Consider the following 15,497-nt stretch of genomic DNA (forward strand, 5'->3'; position numbering starts at 1 on the left):
TTCACGTCCGGCTGTCACATGGCCCTGAGAGACCCCTCAGCAGTACGCCCGTTCCGCCGCATCGACCTCGACCGAACGGCGCAACACCGAGCGCGGCGGGTTTCCGCCTGAGCAGCGGCAACGCGCCGGGGTTCGAAACGACCTGACAACCACCAAGGCCCTGCTTCCGCTGGTCAGATGCCGTAATCACAGCTGGCCACCAGCCGTGGTTACCGCCCTCGTCAGTACGCCTCGAAGCAGCCCGCGCCCAGCAGGCCCTTCAGTTCGCCCTGGAGGCCGTTTTCGGTGGACACGAAGAAGTCGCTGGACAGGGCCAGGCGGGTGGTGCCGCGCGGGGTTTGCAGCTTGAGGTGCACCGGGGTGGCGCCGGAATGGGCCCGCAGCGTGCGCTTGAGCTCCGCCACCAGGGACTGGTCGACCCGCCCCACCGGCACCTTGATCACGAACGCCGGGCTGGTGCCCGGATCGGTCTCGGCCGCCGAGATGTCCACCGGCACCGCGTCCGAGGCGAACACGCTGATCGTGCCCTCCCGCTCGTTGATGCGGCCCTTGACCGCCAGCGCGGTGTCCTCCACCAGGCAGTCGGAGTACATCTCGTAGGACTTCGGGAAGAACAGCACCTCAACGCTGGCGTCCAGGTCCTCCAGCGTGACGATCGCCCACGGGTGGCCGTTCTTGTTGATGCGGCGCTGGATTCCCGAGATCATCCCGGCGATCTTGAGCTGCTCCTTGCCGCCGCCGAACTCCCGCTCGCCACCGACCAACTCGGCGATCCCGGTGTCCTGGTAGGGCGCGAGCAGCCGCTCCGCCCCGTCCAGCGGGTGCGCCGAGACGTACAGGCCCAGCATCTCCCGCTCGTAGGAGAGCAGCTGCTTGCGCGGCCATTCCTCCACGGTGAACGTCAGGTGCGCCAGCGGCGAGGCCTCCGCGCTGGCCTCCGAAGGATCCGCCCCGAACAGGTCGAACTGGCCCATCGCCTGCTGCCGCTTGAGCCCGATCACCGCGTCCACCGCGGCTTCGTGGTGCTGGACCAGCGACATCCGGGTGTGCCCCAGCGAGTCGAACGCACCGGCCTTGATCAGCGATTCGATGACCCGCTTGTTGCAGGCCAGGATCTCCGACTTGTCCAGGAAATCGGTGAACGAGCTGTAGCGGCCCTTCTCGGTGCGGGTCTTGACGATCGTGGCCACCACGTTGGAGCCGACGTTGCGGATCGCGCTCATCCCGAAGCGGATGTCGGAGCCGACGGCGGCGAAGGTGTCCTTGGAGTCGTTGACGTCCGGGGACAGCACCTTGACGCCCATCCGGCGGCATTCGGCGAGGTAGACCGCCATCTTGTCCTTGTTGTCGCCGTTGGAGGTCAGCAGCGCGGCCATGTACTCGGCCGGGTAGTTGGCCTTCAGGTACGCCGTCCAGTACGCCACCAGGGCGTAACCGGCCGCGTGCGACTTGTTGAACGCGTAACCGGCGAAGGGCAGCACCGTCTCCCAGAGCTTGGTGATGGCCTCGTCGCGGTAGCCGTTGGCCTGCATACCGGCGTGGAAGCCCTCGAATTCCTGGTCCAGGACCGACTTCTTCTTCTTGCCCATCGCGCGGCGCAGGATGTCCGCTCGACCGAGGCTGTAACCGGCCACCTTCTGCGCGATCGCCATGATCTGCTCTTGGTAAACGATCAGGCCGTACGTTTCGTCGAGGATGTCGCGCAGATCCTTCTCCAGATCGGGATGGATCGGCTCGATCTCCTTGCGACCGTTCTTGCGGTCGGCGTAGTCGAGGTGCGCGTTGACATCCATCGGCCCCGGCCGGTACAGCGCGTTGGCCGCCACCAGGTCGCCGAACGCGGTCGGTTGCAGGCGTTTGAGCAGCTCGCGCATGCCGCCACCTTCGAACTGGAACACTCCCAGGCTCTCCCCGCGGGCGAGCATCTCGTAGGTGGTCTTGTCGTCCAGCCCCAGCGTCGACAGGTCGATGTCGACGCCGTGGTTCTCCTGCACCATCTTCAGCGCGTCACCGAGGATGGTGAGGTTGGACAGCCCCAGGAAGTCCATCTTCAGCAGGCCGATGGCCTCGCACGACGGGTAGTCCCAGCCGGTGATGATCGAACCGTCGTCCCTGGCCCACAGCGGCACCGTGCCCAGCAGCGGCTGCGAGGACAGGATCACCGCGCACGCGTGCACCCCGGCGTTGCGGATCAGACCTTCCAGGCCACGCGCGGTGTCGAAGATCTGCGACACCGTCTGGTCGGTCTCGATCAGGCTGCGGACCTCGGCGGCCTCGGTGTAGCGCTCGTGCTGCGGGTCCACGATGCCCGACAGCGGGATGTCCTTGGCCGCGATCGGCGGCGGCAGCGCCTTGGAGATCTTGTCGGCGATGGCGAAGCCGGGCTGGCCGTGGTGCACCCGCGCCGCGTCCTTGATCGCCGCCTTGGTCTTGATCTTGCCGAAGGTGATGACCTGGGCCACCTTGTCCCGGCCGTACTTGTTGATGGCGTACTGCAGCACTTCGTCGCGGCGCCGGTCGTCGAAGTCGAGGTCGATGTCCGGCGGGGAGTCGCGCTCCGGGTTCAGGAACCGCTCGAAGATCAGCCCGTGTTCCAGCGGGTCGAGGTTGGTGATGTGCAGGATGTAGGCCAGCAGCGAGCCCGCCGCCGAGCCACGGCCCGGACCGACGTGGATGCCCTGCGACTTGGCCCACCGGGTGAGGTCACCGACGACCAGGAAGTACGCGCAGTAGCCCTTGGTGTCGAGCACGTCCAGCTCGATCCGGATCCGCTCCCGGCACTCCTCGGTCGGGCCGTCCGGGTAGCGGGTGGGCAGGTACTGCTCGATCTCGGCGGCCAGCAGATCGCGCTCGGTCTTGCCGGTGCCGTCGGTCACCCGCGGCATCCGGTCCTGGAACTTCCAGACGTCCTCGTAGGACTCGACGCGCTCGGCGATCAGCAGCGTGTTGTCCGCCGCGCCCGGCACCTCCTTGTCCCAGTACTCGCGCATCTCCGCGGCGGATTTCAGGTAGTAGCCGTCGCCGTCGAACTTGAACCGGCTCTCGTCGCTGAGCGTCTTGCCGGACTGCACGCACAGCAGCGCGCCGTGCGACTCGGCCTGGTCTGCGGTGACGTAGTGGCTGTCGTTGGTCGCCAGCGGCTTGAGGTCCAGTTCCTTGGCGATCCTGAGCAGGCCCTCGCGCACCGAGCGCTCGATCGGCAGGCCGTGGTCCATCAGCTCCAGGAAGAAGTTGTCCTTGCCGAAGATGTCCCGGTAGTCGGCCGCCGCCTGCAGCGCCTCGTCGAACTGCCGCAGCCGCAGCCGGGTCTGGACCTCGCCGGACGGGCAGCCGGTGGTGGCGATGATGCCTTCGGAGAGCTCGCTGATCAGCTCGCGGTCCATGCGCGGCTTGCGGTAGTAGCCCTCGAAACTGGCCCGGCTGGACAGCGTGAACAGGTTGCGCAGGCCGGTGGCGTTGGCCGCCAGCATCGTCATGTGCGTGTACGCGCCCGCGCCGGAAACGTCGCCGCCCTCACCGAACTCGTCGGCGCCGCGCTGCTTGGCCTCGCCCCAGAACACCGGCTTCTTGTGGAACCGGTTGCTCGGCGCCAGGTAGGCCTCGATGCCGATGATCGGCTTGATGCCGGTTTTCTTCGCCTGCTGGTAGAACTCGTCCGCGGCGAACATGTTGCCGTGGTCGGTCATGCCGACCGCGGGCATGCCCAGCCGTTGCGCTTCGGCGAACAGCGCCCCCACTTTCGCCGCACCGTCGAGCATCGAGTACTCGGTGTGCACGTGCAGGTGGACGAAGGGGTCGACAGGCACTGGGAAGTCCTCCTTCGCGGCGGCTCTGGGAAGAGCTGCCAGCCTAGCTCCCGCCCCCGACGCGATCGGAGATTCCCCCGGCGTTGCGCGATGTTGCCTCGTGACCACGAGCACTCGGCGCACCCAACGCGCCCGGCGAGCTGGCAGGCGACCGGCTCTGCGGGGTCCGCCTTCGATCCCGGTGGGCCGGGCGATTTCGCGCGAAATCGCCCGCGCAGCCGCACACGCCGCGCGCGAAAGGCCGTGCCGTTGACGCGGTGCGCGGGCGGAGCGGGTAGCGTGGCACGACGTGGCTGGCCCTGATCCCGTGGACGTACGTCTGCTGAGCGTCGTCGCCGAGATGGGCCGTGCGGCGGTTCCCGAGATCGCCGGTCGGCTCGGCATGGATGTGCGTGAGGTAGCCGCGCGCCTCGCGGCCCTGTCCACGACCGGTCTACCGCTGATCGTCGGTGTCGAATGCGATGCCCAGGGGATCCGCAACGCGGTCGCGGCCGCGCAGCAGTGGGCCGCGCAGAACATGGCCAGCGGGCCGTACCAGGTCTCCGGGTCGGGCAGCGGCGGCCACCAGGTGCAGCACTCCGGTCCTTACCCGCAGCCCTCCGGCAACTACCCGATGCCTTCCGGCAGCTATCCGACGCCCACCGGCGGCTACCCGACGCCCGCCTACGGCGGACCGAGCGGCCCGCAGCGGTTCGTCCCGACAGGCCCGCCACCAGCTTCGTTCCAACCGCAGCCGCCCCCGCCCGGCCCGCAGGACCCGATGAACGTCTGGGGACCGCCGGGATCGGCCTCGTGGGCGCGCGGTGACCAGCAGTGGCCAGGCCAGCCCGCGCCCCAGCCGCCGGTGCGCATCGGCAAGGTCGGCAGCAAGCTCGACGTCGAGGGCCTGGAGGGCGAGCGGATCACCATCATGCTCGTCGAGGTCGTGGATCCGGCCGATTTCCTTTTCACCGCAGCCGGTTACGAACTGCAGGACGGCGAGCGCTCGGTCGTCGTGCACACCGAGTTGACCAATCGCGGGGCGACGCCGTTCGCCTCGCTGCCCGACCTGTACCTGGAGCTGATCGCCAAGGACGGCTCCGCGGTGTCGAAGGCTCCGGTGTCGCTGTCCTCCCGCCCGCCGCACCGCATCGGCGTGGCGCCCGGCGAGACCGCGGGCGGCCACACGGTGTACGTGCTCCCGGAGCCCACCGAACTCACCGCGGTCCGCTGGACCCCCCGCCCCGGCGACGACCAGCGCACCCTGACCTGGGACATCACCGACCTCTGAGGCCGGTCGTCGAACCCGTCGCGCGTGGCGGTGCGGGTGATCGCGGCGGCCGAACGGGCGTGTGCTCTTGCGGTTTGCGGTCTGCTGTGGACACCTGGGTACATGACCTCTCCTGAGGACGGTCGCACCAGCGTCGGTGTGCCGCGCGAGACGGTGCCGGGTGAACGCCGGGTCGCGCTGGTCCCCGGCGTGGTGCAGCGGTTGTGCGCGCAGGGCCTCCGGGTCGTCGTCGAGGCCGGTGCCGGGCGGGCCGCGCTGATCCCGGACGACGCCTTCGCCGAGGCGGGGGCGAGCATCGGCGATCCGTGGTCGGCCGATGTGGTGGTGAAGGTCGCCGCGCCGAGTGCCGCGGAGATCGGTCGGTTGTCGGCCGGATCGGTGCTGATCGGGTTCCTGGCGCCGCCCGACGACCCGGACCTCGGTCGGCGGCTGCGCGCGGCCGGGGTGCGGGGTTTCGCGCTGGAGTCGGTGCCGCGCATCTCCCGAGCCCAGTCGATGGATGCGCTGTCGTCGCAGGCCAACGTCGCCGGATACCGGGCCGTGCTGCTGGCGGCCAGCGAATGCACCCGGTTCTTCCCGATGCTGACCACCGCGGCGGGCACCGTGAAGCCCGCATCGGTGCTGGTGCTCGGGGTGGGGGTCGCCGGGCTGCAGGCGTTGGCGACCGCGAAGCGGCTCGGTGCCCGCACCACCGGCTACGACGTGCGCCCGGAGGTCGCCGACCAGGTGCGTTCGGTGGGCGCGAAGTGGCTGGACCTGGGCGTGGCGGCGGTCGGCGAGGGCGGCTACGCCCGCGAGCTGACCCCGGCGGAACGCGCCGAGCAGACCCATCGCCTGAACGCGGCGATCAGCGGTTTCGACGTGGTGATCACCACCGCTTCGGTGCCGGGCCGCCCGGCCCCGAAGCTGGTTCCGGCCGACGCGGTGCGCCGGATGCGACCGGGCAGCGTGATCGTCGACCTGGCGGGCCCGGCGGGCGGCAACTGCGAGCTGAGCGAGCCGGGGCGAACCGTGGTGGACCACGAGATCACCATCGCCACCCCGCTGAACCTCGCGGCGACCATGCCGGAACACGCCAGCGAGCTCTACGCCCGAAACGTCCAGGCACTACTGGAACTGATGCTCGTCAACGACCACCTCGCCCCCGACTTCGAAGACGAAATCCTGGCCGCCACCTGCATAACGTCGCCCGACCAGACACAAGCACCAAAACCAGGTGAAGGGCACCTTTGACCGGCTTACTCGGTCAAAGGTGCCCTTCGCTCATACACGATCGGCTGAACGGGAGGAGGAGCGATGTTCCTGGCTGATCTGGCGATCCTGGTGTTGGCGGGGTTCGTCGGCTTCGCGGTGATCTCGAAGGTGCCGAACACGCTGCACACCCCGCTGATGTCCGGCACCAACGCCATCCACGGCATCGTGCTGCTCGGCGGCGTGCTGGTGCTGGGGTCCGGTGTGGACGATCTCGGGTCGCGGCTCCTGGCGCTGGTGGCGATCGTGTTCGGCACCATCAACGTCGTCGGCGGATTCCTGGTCACCGACCGGATGTTGGGCATGTTCAAGCGCAAGCCGGACAGGGGTGCCGAGAAGTGATCACGCTTCGGTCGGTGCTCTACATCCTGGCGTTCGCGCTGTTCATCTACGGCCTGATGGGCCTGACCGGTCCGCGCACCGCGGTCCGGGGCAATGCGATCGCGGCGGCCGGGATGGTGGTAGCCGTCGTCGCCACGCTGCTCACCCCGGGGCTGGGCAACTGGTGGCTGATCGTGGCGGGCCTGGTGCTCGGCACGGTCATCGGGGTGCCTGCCGCGCGGCGGGTGAAGATGACCGCGATGCCGCAGATGGTGGCGCTGTTCAACGGCGTCGGCGGCGGTGCGGTGGCGCTCACGGCCTGGGTGGAGTTCCGCGAAACCGCCGGGTTCTCCGGCGAACCCGCCTTCGTGCCGGTCGCGACGCTGTTCGCCGCGATCATCGGATCGATCTCGTTCTGGGGTTCCCTGGTGGCCTTCGGCAAGTTGCAGGAGATCGTGCCGGGCCGCCCGATCACGGTCGGCCGCCTGCAACTGCCGCTGAACGCCCTGCTGTTGGTCGGGGCGGTCGGCTGCGCGGTGGCGATCGGGCTGGGCGCGGGCACCGAGCTGGTGTTCGTCGCGCTGCTGGTGCTGGCCGGGATAGCCGGGATCGCGGTGGTGCTGCCGATCGGCGGCGCCGACATGCCGGTGGTCGTGTCGCTGCTCAACGCGTTCACCGGGCTGTCGGCGGCAGCGGCCGGGCTGGCGTTGGGCAACACCGCGATGATCGTGGCGGGCATGCTGGTGGGCGCGTCCGGTTCGATCCTCACCGACCAGATGGCCAAGGCGATGAACCGGTCGATCCCGTCGATCATCGCGGGCGGGTTCGGTAGTGGCGGGACGACGGCTGCGGTGGCCGCGGGCGGTTCGGTGCGCGCCGCGAGCGCGGCCGACGTGGCGATCCAACTCGCCTACGCCGGGCAGGTGATCGTCGTGCCCGGCTACGGCATGGCGGTGGCGCAGGCCCAGCACGCCGTGCAGGACATGGCGAAGTTGTTGGCGGAGCGGGGAGTTGCCGTCGACTACGCGATCCACCCGGTGGCGGGCCGGATGCCCGGTCACATGAACGTGCTGCTCGCCGAGGCCGACGTGCCCTACGAGCAGCTCAAGGAGATGGACGAGATCAACGACGAGTTCGCCCGCACCGATGTCGCGCTGGTGATCGGCGCCAATGACGTCACCAACCCGGCGGCCCGCAGCGACCCGAACTCCCCGATCTACGGCATGCCGATCCTCAACGTCGACCAGGCCAAGGCGGTCGTCGTGCTGAAGCGCTCGATGCGAGCGGGTTTCGCGGGCGTGGACAACCCGCTCTACACCGACCCGAAGACGACGATGCTCTTCGGCGACGCCAAGTCCTCGGTCCGCGCGGTGGTCGAAGAGCTCAAAGCGCTCTGACCACGACGGCAGCAGCTCATCCGGTGCACGCGCGAAGCCGCTTGCCCACTCCGCAACTTGCACCGCCGCGGGTTCTCAGACGCTGCCCACTGACGTTCGCTGCGAGACCCGCCACGACCGGAACGCACGATGTCGGGGATCCCGCAGCCGAGACGGCGTCTGGGTGCCTGTCTTCCAGTGGCCGGGTCGACCACCTCGGCTGAGGTGGGCGATTTCGCGCGAAATCGCCGGGTTCGCCACCCGCACCGCAAACCGAGTCCAGCGGAGGAGCTCTGGTGATCACTGCTTGTCGCGGCGGAAGAAGTCCAGCGGGTTGTTGCGCCTGGCCCTCTCGGGTTTGTCGCGGCTGCGGTACTGCAGCGTCGGCCACTCGCCCGCGTTGTCGGGCGAGCGCTCCGGTTCCGGGGCGCCGAACACCGACGGCGGCGCACTGCCGACGTCCTCGGCGCTGATCACGTCACCGAGGCTGCTGAAACCGGCCGGTGGGGTTTCCGAGTCGGAACCGGGGTCGATCACCGGCATGCCGCTGGGCGGCGTTGGTGCGTCCGATCCCTCGAACGATCGCGACTGTGCCATCAAGCCCCCTTTGTCGTCGCAGGCTTGCCCGCCACCGTACCCAAATCAGCCGTCCTGATCGCGCAGCGCGTCCAGCGCGTGCTGAAGATCGGCCGGGTACTCGCTTTCGAAGCTCACCCATCCGCCGGACGGGTGCTCGAAGGAGAGGCCGCGTGCGTGCAACCACTGCCTGGTAATAGCGAGACGTCGGGCCAGCACCGGGTCCGCGCCGTAGGTGAGATCGCCGACGCAGGGGTGCTTGATCGCCGCGAAGTGCACCCGGATCTGGTGGGTGCGGCCGGTTTCCAGCTTCACGTCCACCAGCGACGCCGCCCGGAAGGCCTCCACCGTCTCGTAGTGGGTGATGCTGGGCTTGCCGCCGGTGACGACCGCGAACTTGTAGTCGTGGCGCGGATGCCGGTCGATCGGCGCGTCGATGGTGCCGCGGCTCGGATCGGGATGGCCCTGCACCACGGCGCGGTAGCGCTTGTCGACGGTGCGTTCCTTGAACGCCCGCTTGAGCACCGAGTAGGCGTGCTCGCTCTTGGCGACGACCATGACCCCGGTGGTGCCCGCGTCGAGCCGGTGCACGACGCCCTGCCGTTCGGCGGCACCGGAGGTCGCGATGCGCACGCCCGCCGCGGCGAGCCCGCCGACCACCGTCGGCCCTTCCCAGCCGGGGCTGGGGTGCACCGCGACACCGACCGGCTTGTCCACCACCACGATGTCGTCGTCCTGGTGCAGGATCCGCAGCCCCTCCACCGGCACCGCGACGATCTGCAGCGGTTGTTCGGCCGGGGGCAGCGACACCTCCAGCCACGCCCCGGCGACCAGCCGGTCCGACTTGCCCGCCGGGTTGCCGTCGAGCAGCACATCACCGGACTCCGCCAGCGACGCGACCGCGCTGCGGGACAGCCCCAGCAGCTTCGAGAGGCCCGAGTCCACCCGCATGCCGTCCAGCCCTTCGGGCACCGGCAGGGTTCGGAGATCGCTCACTTCTCCGCAGCCTTCTTCCGGCGGTGCACGGTGCCGTCGTAGTCCCGGCCCAGCAGCGACAGCAGCACGACCAGGATGCCGCCGCAGACGATGCAGCTGTCGGCGACGTTGAACACCGGCCACACCGCCCCGCCCGGCGCGAACAACGACAGGAAGTCCACCACGTGCCCCTGCAGCGGGCCGGGGGCGCGGAAGATGCGGTCGACCAGGTTGCCGCAGGCGCCGCCGAGCACCAGGCCGAGGCCCACCGCCCAACCCGGCGACCGCAGTTTCGGCGCCAGCCAGATGATCACCACGACGACCGCGATCGCGAGCAGTGCCAGCAGCCATGTCATGCCGGTGGCCAGCGAGAACGCGGCACCGGGATTGCGCAGCACGTCGAGGTAGAGCAGGCCGCCGAGCACCCGGACCGGCGCCTGGCCTTCGAGGTTGGCCACCACGGCGATCTTGGTGAGGATGTCGATGCACAGGGCGACTGCGGCCACCCCGAACAGCAGCCCGAGCAGCCGCCGGGACCCGACGCGCGGCGACTTGCCGGTGTCCGCCGCGTCGGTTCGCGTCTCGGGGTCCTGCGCTGCGACGGTCTGCTCGCCGTCCGCCCGCTCTGCGGGGGACTGCCCGGAGGAAGACTGCTCGGTGCTCACAACGGCCATTGTCCCTGAACCGGACCGAACGCATCGCGGCAGTACCACCTCCGTCCGCAGGCGGCCGATCACCATCCGACCTACCACCACCCGGCGGGTGCCGCCGCCACCCGAAACCGCCGCCGCAAAACCCACCGCCAACTGAGAGGTGAAGGGCACCTTTTACCAACTAACTTGGCGAAAGGTGCCCTTCACCCCACCCCCAGCTTCCGGATCGCGGAACGATCAGTCGAGGAAGCCCGGGGCCGGGCGGGGGTCGTCGATGGGGACCCATTGGCCGTCGGCCTGCTCGTAGTGCCAGGTGGGGCCGTCGATCACCAGGTTCCGCAGGGCGCTGACGACGCGGTCGACGTGCTCGTGCGTGGTTCCCAGGCCGACGCTGATCCGCACCGCGCGGTCGGCGTCCGAGCCAGCCCGCGAGAGCAGCCGACGGGTGGCCAGGTGTGCGCAGAACAACCCGTCGCGAACGCCGATGCCGTGCTCCGCCGACAGCGCCGCAGCCAGCAGACCGGGATCCTGACCGTCAACCGTGAAGCTCACCACGCCGACCCGGTCGTGGTCGGCGTCGAACAGGCGGAGCTCCCGGAGCCCCGGCACGCCGCGCAGCCCGGCCCGCAGCCTGGTCAGCAGCGCCTGCTCGTGCTCGACGATGTTCGCCCAGTTCGCCGCGAGCGCCTGGCAGGCCACCGCCAGCGCGTGCACGCCGACGGTGTTCGGCGAACCGGCCTCCTGCCGCTGCGGCCCGGTCGTCCAGCTCACGGACCGTTCCCGCACCGACCGGGTGGCGCCGCCACCGGCGAGGTACGGCTCGGCGGCGTTGAGCCAGTCCGCGCGGCCGATCAGCGCACCGGCGCCGAACGGCGCGTACAACTTGTGCCCGGACAGCGCCACGTAGTCGACGTCGAGCTCGGTGATCCGCACCGGCCGGTGCGGGGCGAGTTGGGCGGCGTCCAGCACGGTGCGCGCGCCGCGACGGCGAGCCACCCGTGCGAGCTCGGCTATCGGCCACAGCTCGCCGGTGACGTTGGAGGCGCCGGTGAGCACCGCCAGCCGCGGCCCCTCCGGGCAGTCGGCCAGCGCCGCGTCCAACGCGGCGACCGCGTCCGCAGGCGTCTCCGGCGCGGCGATGCGGCGCACCCGCGGACCCGTCCACGGCAGCAGCGCGGCGTGGTGCTCGGTATCGAAGACGACCACGGACGTGCCGCGCGGCAGTGCGCGGGCCAGCAGGTTCAGCGCGTCGGTGGTGTTGCGGGTGAAGACCACCGAGTCGGTGCGCCGGGCGCCGACGAAATCCAGCAGCTTGCCGCGAGCGCTTTCGTAGACCCGGGTGCACACCTGGGAGGCGAAACCGGCGCCGCGGTGCACGCTGGCGTACCAGGGCAGCAGTTCGTCCACCGCCGTCCGCACGGCCCGCAGGCACGGCGCGCTGGCCGCGTGATCGAGATTGGCGTAGCCGACGCTTTCCCCGGTGACCAGCGGAACCCGCAGCGCGCCACCCACCACGGCGGGAATCCGATACTCCACATTGGACTGAACTGGTATGTCGATGACGGCGGACGACATGGTGCCCCTCCTCGGGCCTCACCGGACCCGCCAGGAAGGGTCCGCGCTTGCCGAGTCGCCCCACGCGACCGGCCAGGTCCTCACCCGGGGCACCCCACCGCGGTAGGAGGGTTGCCGGCCAGCAAGCCGGGGCTTGACGCTGGCACTCATGACCTTCGACCCAGCACCTTAGGAAAACCGCCGCACCAGAGCAACAAGGTTCCCAGCACGTGGGAACAGCCGTCGTCACACCGGATCCAGTGAAGGGTGAAGGGCACCTTTCGCCAAGTAACTTGGTAAAAGGTGCCCTTCACCTGGGGCTACGCCTTGGTGACGGCGACCTTGATCTCGGTGCCTTCGCCAACGGTGCCGGTGAAGCCGTCCGAAACGGCGCCGGGTTCAACCGCGTTCGCGAGGGTTTCGCCCGCGATGAATTCGCGGTGCGCGGCGAGGGCGTCCAACACGTCGGCGGGCGCCGACACGGTGGCCGTGATCCGGTCCGACACCTCGAAGTCCGCCTCGCGGCGGGCCTGCTGGACGACGCGGACCACGTCGCGGGCCAGGCCTTCGGCGGCCAGCTCCGGGGTCACCTCGATGTCCAGCACCACCAGCCCGTTGCCGTTCGGCAGAGCCGAGGCCGCTCCGGTGTCGGTGGACACCAGCCGCTCGGTGAACTCGCCATCCCGCAGCTCGATACCCGCCGCGACCACGGTGTCGCCGGTGCGCCGCCACTCGCCGGACTTCACCGCCTTGATCACCTTCTGCACGTCGCGACCCAGCCGCGGACCGGCGGCCCGCGCGTTGACCGCGATCTCGAAGCGGCCGTGCGCGGCGACGTCGGTGCTCAGTTCGAGCTCCTTGACGTTGACCTCGTCGCGGATCAGATCCGTGAACGGTCGCAACACCTCCGCCTGCGGGGTGGCGACCACGAGCTTGGCCAGCGGCAACCGCACCCGCAGCTTGTTGGCCTTGCGCAGCGCCAACGCCGACGAGCACACCTGCCGCACCTGGTCCATCGCGGTCACCAGCGCGGCGTCCGCGGGCAGTTCGTCGACCAGCGGCCAGTCCGCCAGGTGCACCGACCGGCCACCGGTCAGCCCCCGCCAGACCGCCTCGGCGGTCAGCGGCAGCAGCGGCGCCACCACCCGGCAGGTCACCTCCAGCACGGTGTGCAGCGTGTTGATCGCGTCCCGGTCACCGGCCCAGAACCGGTCGCGGGAGCGGCGCACGTACCAGTTCGTCAGCACTTCGAGGAAATCGCGCACGTGCGCGCAGGCACCGGCCAGGTCGAAGGCGTCCATCGCCGACTGCACGTCGCCGACCAGCTCGTTGGTCTTGGCCAGCGCGTAGCGGTCCAGCACGTGCTTGCTGTCCACACTGGACTCACCGGGGACGCCCGCGGCGTTGGCGTACAGCGCCAGGAAGTACCAGGAGTTCCACAGCGGCAGCACCGCCTGCCGCACCGCGTCGCGGATACCGCGCTCGGTGACCACCAGGTCGCCGCCCCGCAGGATGGGGCTGGACATCAGGAACCAGCGCATCGCATCCGAGCCGTCGCGGTCGAAGACCTCGTTGACGTCCGGGTAGTTGCGCTTGGACTTCGACATCTTCAGCCCGTCGTGGCCCAGCACGATGCCGTGCGCCATCACGTTCGAGAACGCCGGGCGGTCGAACAGCGCCGTCGCCAACACGTGCAGCAAGTAGAACCAACCGCGCGTCTGACCGTTGTACTCGACGATGAAATCGCCGGGGTAGTGGTGCTCGAACCACCCCGCGTTGTCGAACGGGTAGTGCACCTGGGCGAACGGCATCGATCCGGAGTCGAACCAGCAGTCCAGCACCTCCGGCACCCGGCGCATCGTCGACCGGCCCGTCGGGTCGTCCGGGTTCGGCCGGGTCAGCTCGTCGATCTCCGGGCGGTGCAGGTCCGTCGGCCGCACCCCGAAGTCGCGCTCCAACTCGTCCAGCGACCCGTAGACGTCGGTGCGCGGATGGGCCGGATCGTCGGAAACCCACACCGGGATCGGCGAACCCCAGTAGCGGTTGCGGGAGATGTTCCAGTCGCGGGCGTTGTCCAGCCACTTGCCGAACTGCCCGTCCCTGATGTGCCCCGGCACCCAGTTGATCTGCTGGTTCAGCTCGACCATCCGGTCTTTGAACTGGCTGACCGCCACGAACCAGGACGACACCGCCCGCTGGATCAGCGCGTTGTCGCAGCGCCAGCAGTGCGGGTAGGCGTGGTCGTAGGTCTCGTGCCGCAGCAGCAGACCGTTTTCCTTGAGGTCGCGGATGATCTGCTTGTTCGCTTCGAAGACCTGCAGGCCCGCGTACGGCGGCACCTCGGTGGTGAACCTGCCGTGCGCGTCGACCGGCACCACGGGCTCGATGTTCGCGGCGTCGGTGACGACCTTGTCCTCTTCACCGAAGGCGGGGGCGATGTGCACCATGCCGGTGCCGTCGTCGGTCGTGACGTAGTCGGCGGACAGCACCTGGTGTGCGTTCTCCCGCCCCACGAAGAAGTCGAACGGCGGCGTGTACGCGGCGCCGAGCAGTTCCGTCCCGCGGAACCGGGCGACGATGTGATCGGTGACGTCCTCGCCGAGTTCCCGCGTGTAAGCGCTCAGCCGGGCCTCGGCCAGCAGGTAGCGCTCGGTGCTGTTGCTCGGCGCGACGAGCACGTATTCGACGTCGGGGTGCACGGCGGCGGCGAGGTTCGACGGCAGCGTCCACGGCGTGGTCGTCCACACCAGGGCCAGGGCGCCGTCGAAGGCCTTGCCGGGCGCCTTCAGCCGCAGCCCCACGGTCACCGCCGGGTCCTGCCGCTGGCGGTAGACGTCGTCCATCCGTGTCTCGGTGTTGGACAGCGGCGTCTCGCAGCGCCAGCAGTACCAGAGCACCCGGAAGCCCTCGTAGACCAGACCCTTGTCCCACAGGGTCTTGAAGGCCCACATGACGCTTTCCATGTAGTCCAGGTCGAGCGTCTTGTAGTCGTTGTCGAAGTCGACCCACCGGGCCTGCCGGGTGACGTAGTCCTCCCAGTCGGCGGTGTAGCGCAGCACCGAGGTCCGGCACGCGTCGTTGAACGCGGCGACACCCATCTGCTCGATCTCGGACTTCGAGTTGATGCCGAGCTGCTTCTCCGCCTCGAACTCGGCGGGCAGCCCGTGGCAGTCCCAGCCGAACCGGCGCTCCACCCGGCGACCGCGCATCGTCTGGTAGCGCGGCACCGCGTCCTTGACGTAGCCGGTCAGCAGGTGCCCGTAGTGCGGCAGGCCGTTGGCGAACGGCGGGCCGTCGTAGAAGACGAACTCGTTGGAACCGTTGACACCGGGCTCGCGGGCCTGCACCGACGCCTGGAACGTCTTGTCGTCGGCCCAGAAATCCAGCACCCCGCGCTCGATGTCGGGGAACGCGGGCTGGGAAGCCACGCCGCGCTCACCGGCGGCGCCGAACTGAACCTTGGGGTAAGCCATCGCGGATGCGCTCCTCGCGGTGTGTGTCGTGTCCGCACGGACACCGAAGGTTCGGTGCCCACCCGGGGACGACACTTCGTGCGCGTGCTCGCACGAGTTCCGCGGTACCACCCCGCTTGCCGCCGACGAACGCCGACGACCTCTCGTTACCGGCTATGACGGGCCGGACCCGTCCGGTTCTACTGAGGCAACCACTGCTGCCCGTTCTTCCGGAGGCTCCCCGGTGATTGCCGGATCATCGC

General features: G+C 69.6%; 10 protein-coding genes and 1 riboswitch. Of the genes, 4 read left to right on the plus strand and 6 right to left on the minus strand.

Going from position 1 to position 15,497, the window contains the following annotated elements:
- Nucleotides 1-221: 221 nt before the first annotated feature.
- Nucleotides 222-3,806: a DNA polymerase III subunit alpha gene (gene dnaE / locus ACTWQN_RS19610; protein WP_443204958.1), complete on the minus strand. Its 3,585-nt coding sequence runs from the start codon at nt 3,804-3,806 to the stop codon at nt 222-224.
- A gap of 289 nt (nt 3,807-4,095) precedes the next feature.
- On the opposite strand from dnaE, the gene ACTWQN_RS19615 reads away from it, so the two are divergent.
- The 4 genes from ACTWQN_RS19615 (at nt 4,096) to ACTWQN_RS19630 (ending at nt 8,045) form a co-directional block, all read left to right on the plus strand.
- Nucleotides 4,096-5,076, plus strand: coding sequence for an Lrp/AsnC family transcriptional regulator (locus ACTWQN_RS19615; protein WP_443204959.1), 981 nt, complete (start codon nt 4,096-4,098; stop codon nt 5,074-5,076).
- A 102-nt stretch (nt 5,077-5,178) separates the two neighbouring features.
- Nucleotides 5,179-6,309 (plus strand): NAD(P) transhydrogenase subunit alpha, encoded by a 1,131-nt coding sequence (locus tag ACTWQN_RS19620; RefSeq protein ID WP_443204960.1) that lies wholly within the window; start codon nt 5,179-5,181, stop codon nt 6,307-6,309.
- 63 nt (nt 6,310-6,372) lie between these two features.
- On the plus strand, nt 6,373-6,669 hold the full coding sequence (locus tag ACTWQN_RS19625; protein ID WP_443204961.1) for an NAD(P) transhydrogenase subunit alpha part 2: 297 nt from the start codon (nt 6,373-6,375) through the stop codon (nt 6,667-6,669).
- Nucleotides 6,666-8,045, plus strand: coding sequence for an NAD(P)(+) transhydrogenase (Re/Si-specific) subunit beta (locus tag ACTWQN_RS19630; protein ID WP_443204962.1), 1,380 nt, complete (start codon nt 6,666-6,668; stop codon nt 8,043-8,045). The genes ACTWQN_RS19625 and ACTWQN_RS19630 overlap by 4 nt, the downstream gene beginning before the upstream one ends.
- 279 nt (nt 8,046-8,324) lie before the next feature.
- Here the strand turns inward: ACTWQN_RS19630 and ACTWQN_RS19635 are convergent, their stop codons facing one another.
- From ACTWQN_RS19635 to ileS, 5 genes are all read right to left on the minus strand, one after another.
- Complete coding sequence (locus tag ACTWQN_RS19635) at nt 8,325-8,621, minus strand: hypothetical protein (RefSeq protein ID WP_443204963.1); 297 nt, start codon at nt 8,619-8,621, stop codon at nt 8,325-8,327.
- Nucleotides 8,622-8,666: 45 nt separating this feature from the next.
- On the minus strand, nt 8,667-9,551 hold the full coding sequence (locus ACTWQN_RS19640; RefSeq protein ID WP_443205143.1) for an RluA family pseudouridine synthase: 885 nt from the start codon (nt 9,549-9,551) through the stop codon (nt 8,667-8,669).
- A gap of 41 nt (nt 9,552-9,592) precedes the next feature.
- The gene (lspA, locus tag ACTWQN_RS19645) at nt 9,593-10,249 is read right to left on the minus strand and encodes a signal peptidase II (RefSeq protein ID WP_443204964.1); all 657 of its coding nucleotides are present in this window, start codon (nt 10,247-10,249) and stop codon (nt 9,593-9,595) included.
- Nucleotides 10,250-10,465: 216 nt separating this feature from the next.
- Nucleotides 10,466-11,803 carry an aminotransferase class V-fold PLP-dependent enzyme gene (locus ACTWQN_RS19650; RefSeq protein ID WP_443204965.1) on the minus strand — a complete coding sequence of 446 codons (1,338 nt, stop codon included), beginning with the start codon at nt 11,801-11,803 and terminating at the stop codon, nt 10,466-10,468.
- A gap of 38 nt (nt 11,804-11,841) precedes the next feature.
- A riboswitch (SAM riboswitch) is annotated at nt 11,842-11,957 on the minus strand.
- Nucleotides 11,958-12,102: 145 nt separating this feature from the next.
- Nucleotides 12,103-15,255: an isoleucine--tRNA ligase gene (gene ileS / locus ACTWQN_RS19655; RefSeq protein WP_443204966.1), complete on the minus strand. Its 3,153-nt coding sequence runs from the start codon at nt 15,253-15,255 to the stop codon at nt 12,103-12,105.
- Nucleotides 15,256-15,497: the final 242 nt, after the last annotated feature.

It is taken from the genome of Saccharopolyspora antiqui, assembly GCF_052246905.1.
Classification (GTDB): domain Bacteria; phylum Actinomycetota; class Actinomycetes; order Mycobacteriales; family Pseudonocardiaceae; genus Saccharopolyspora.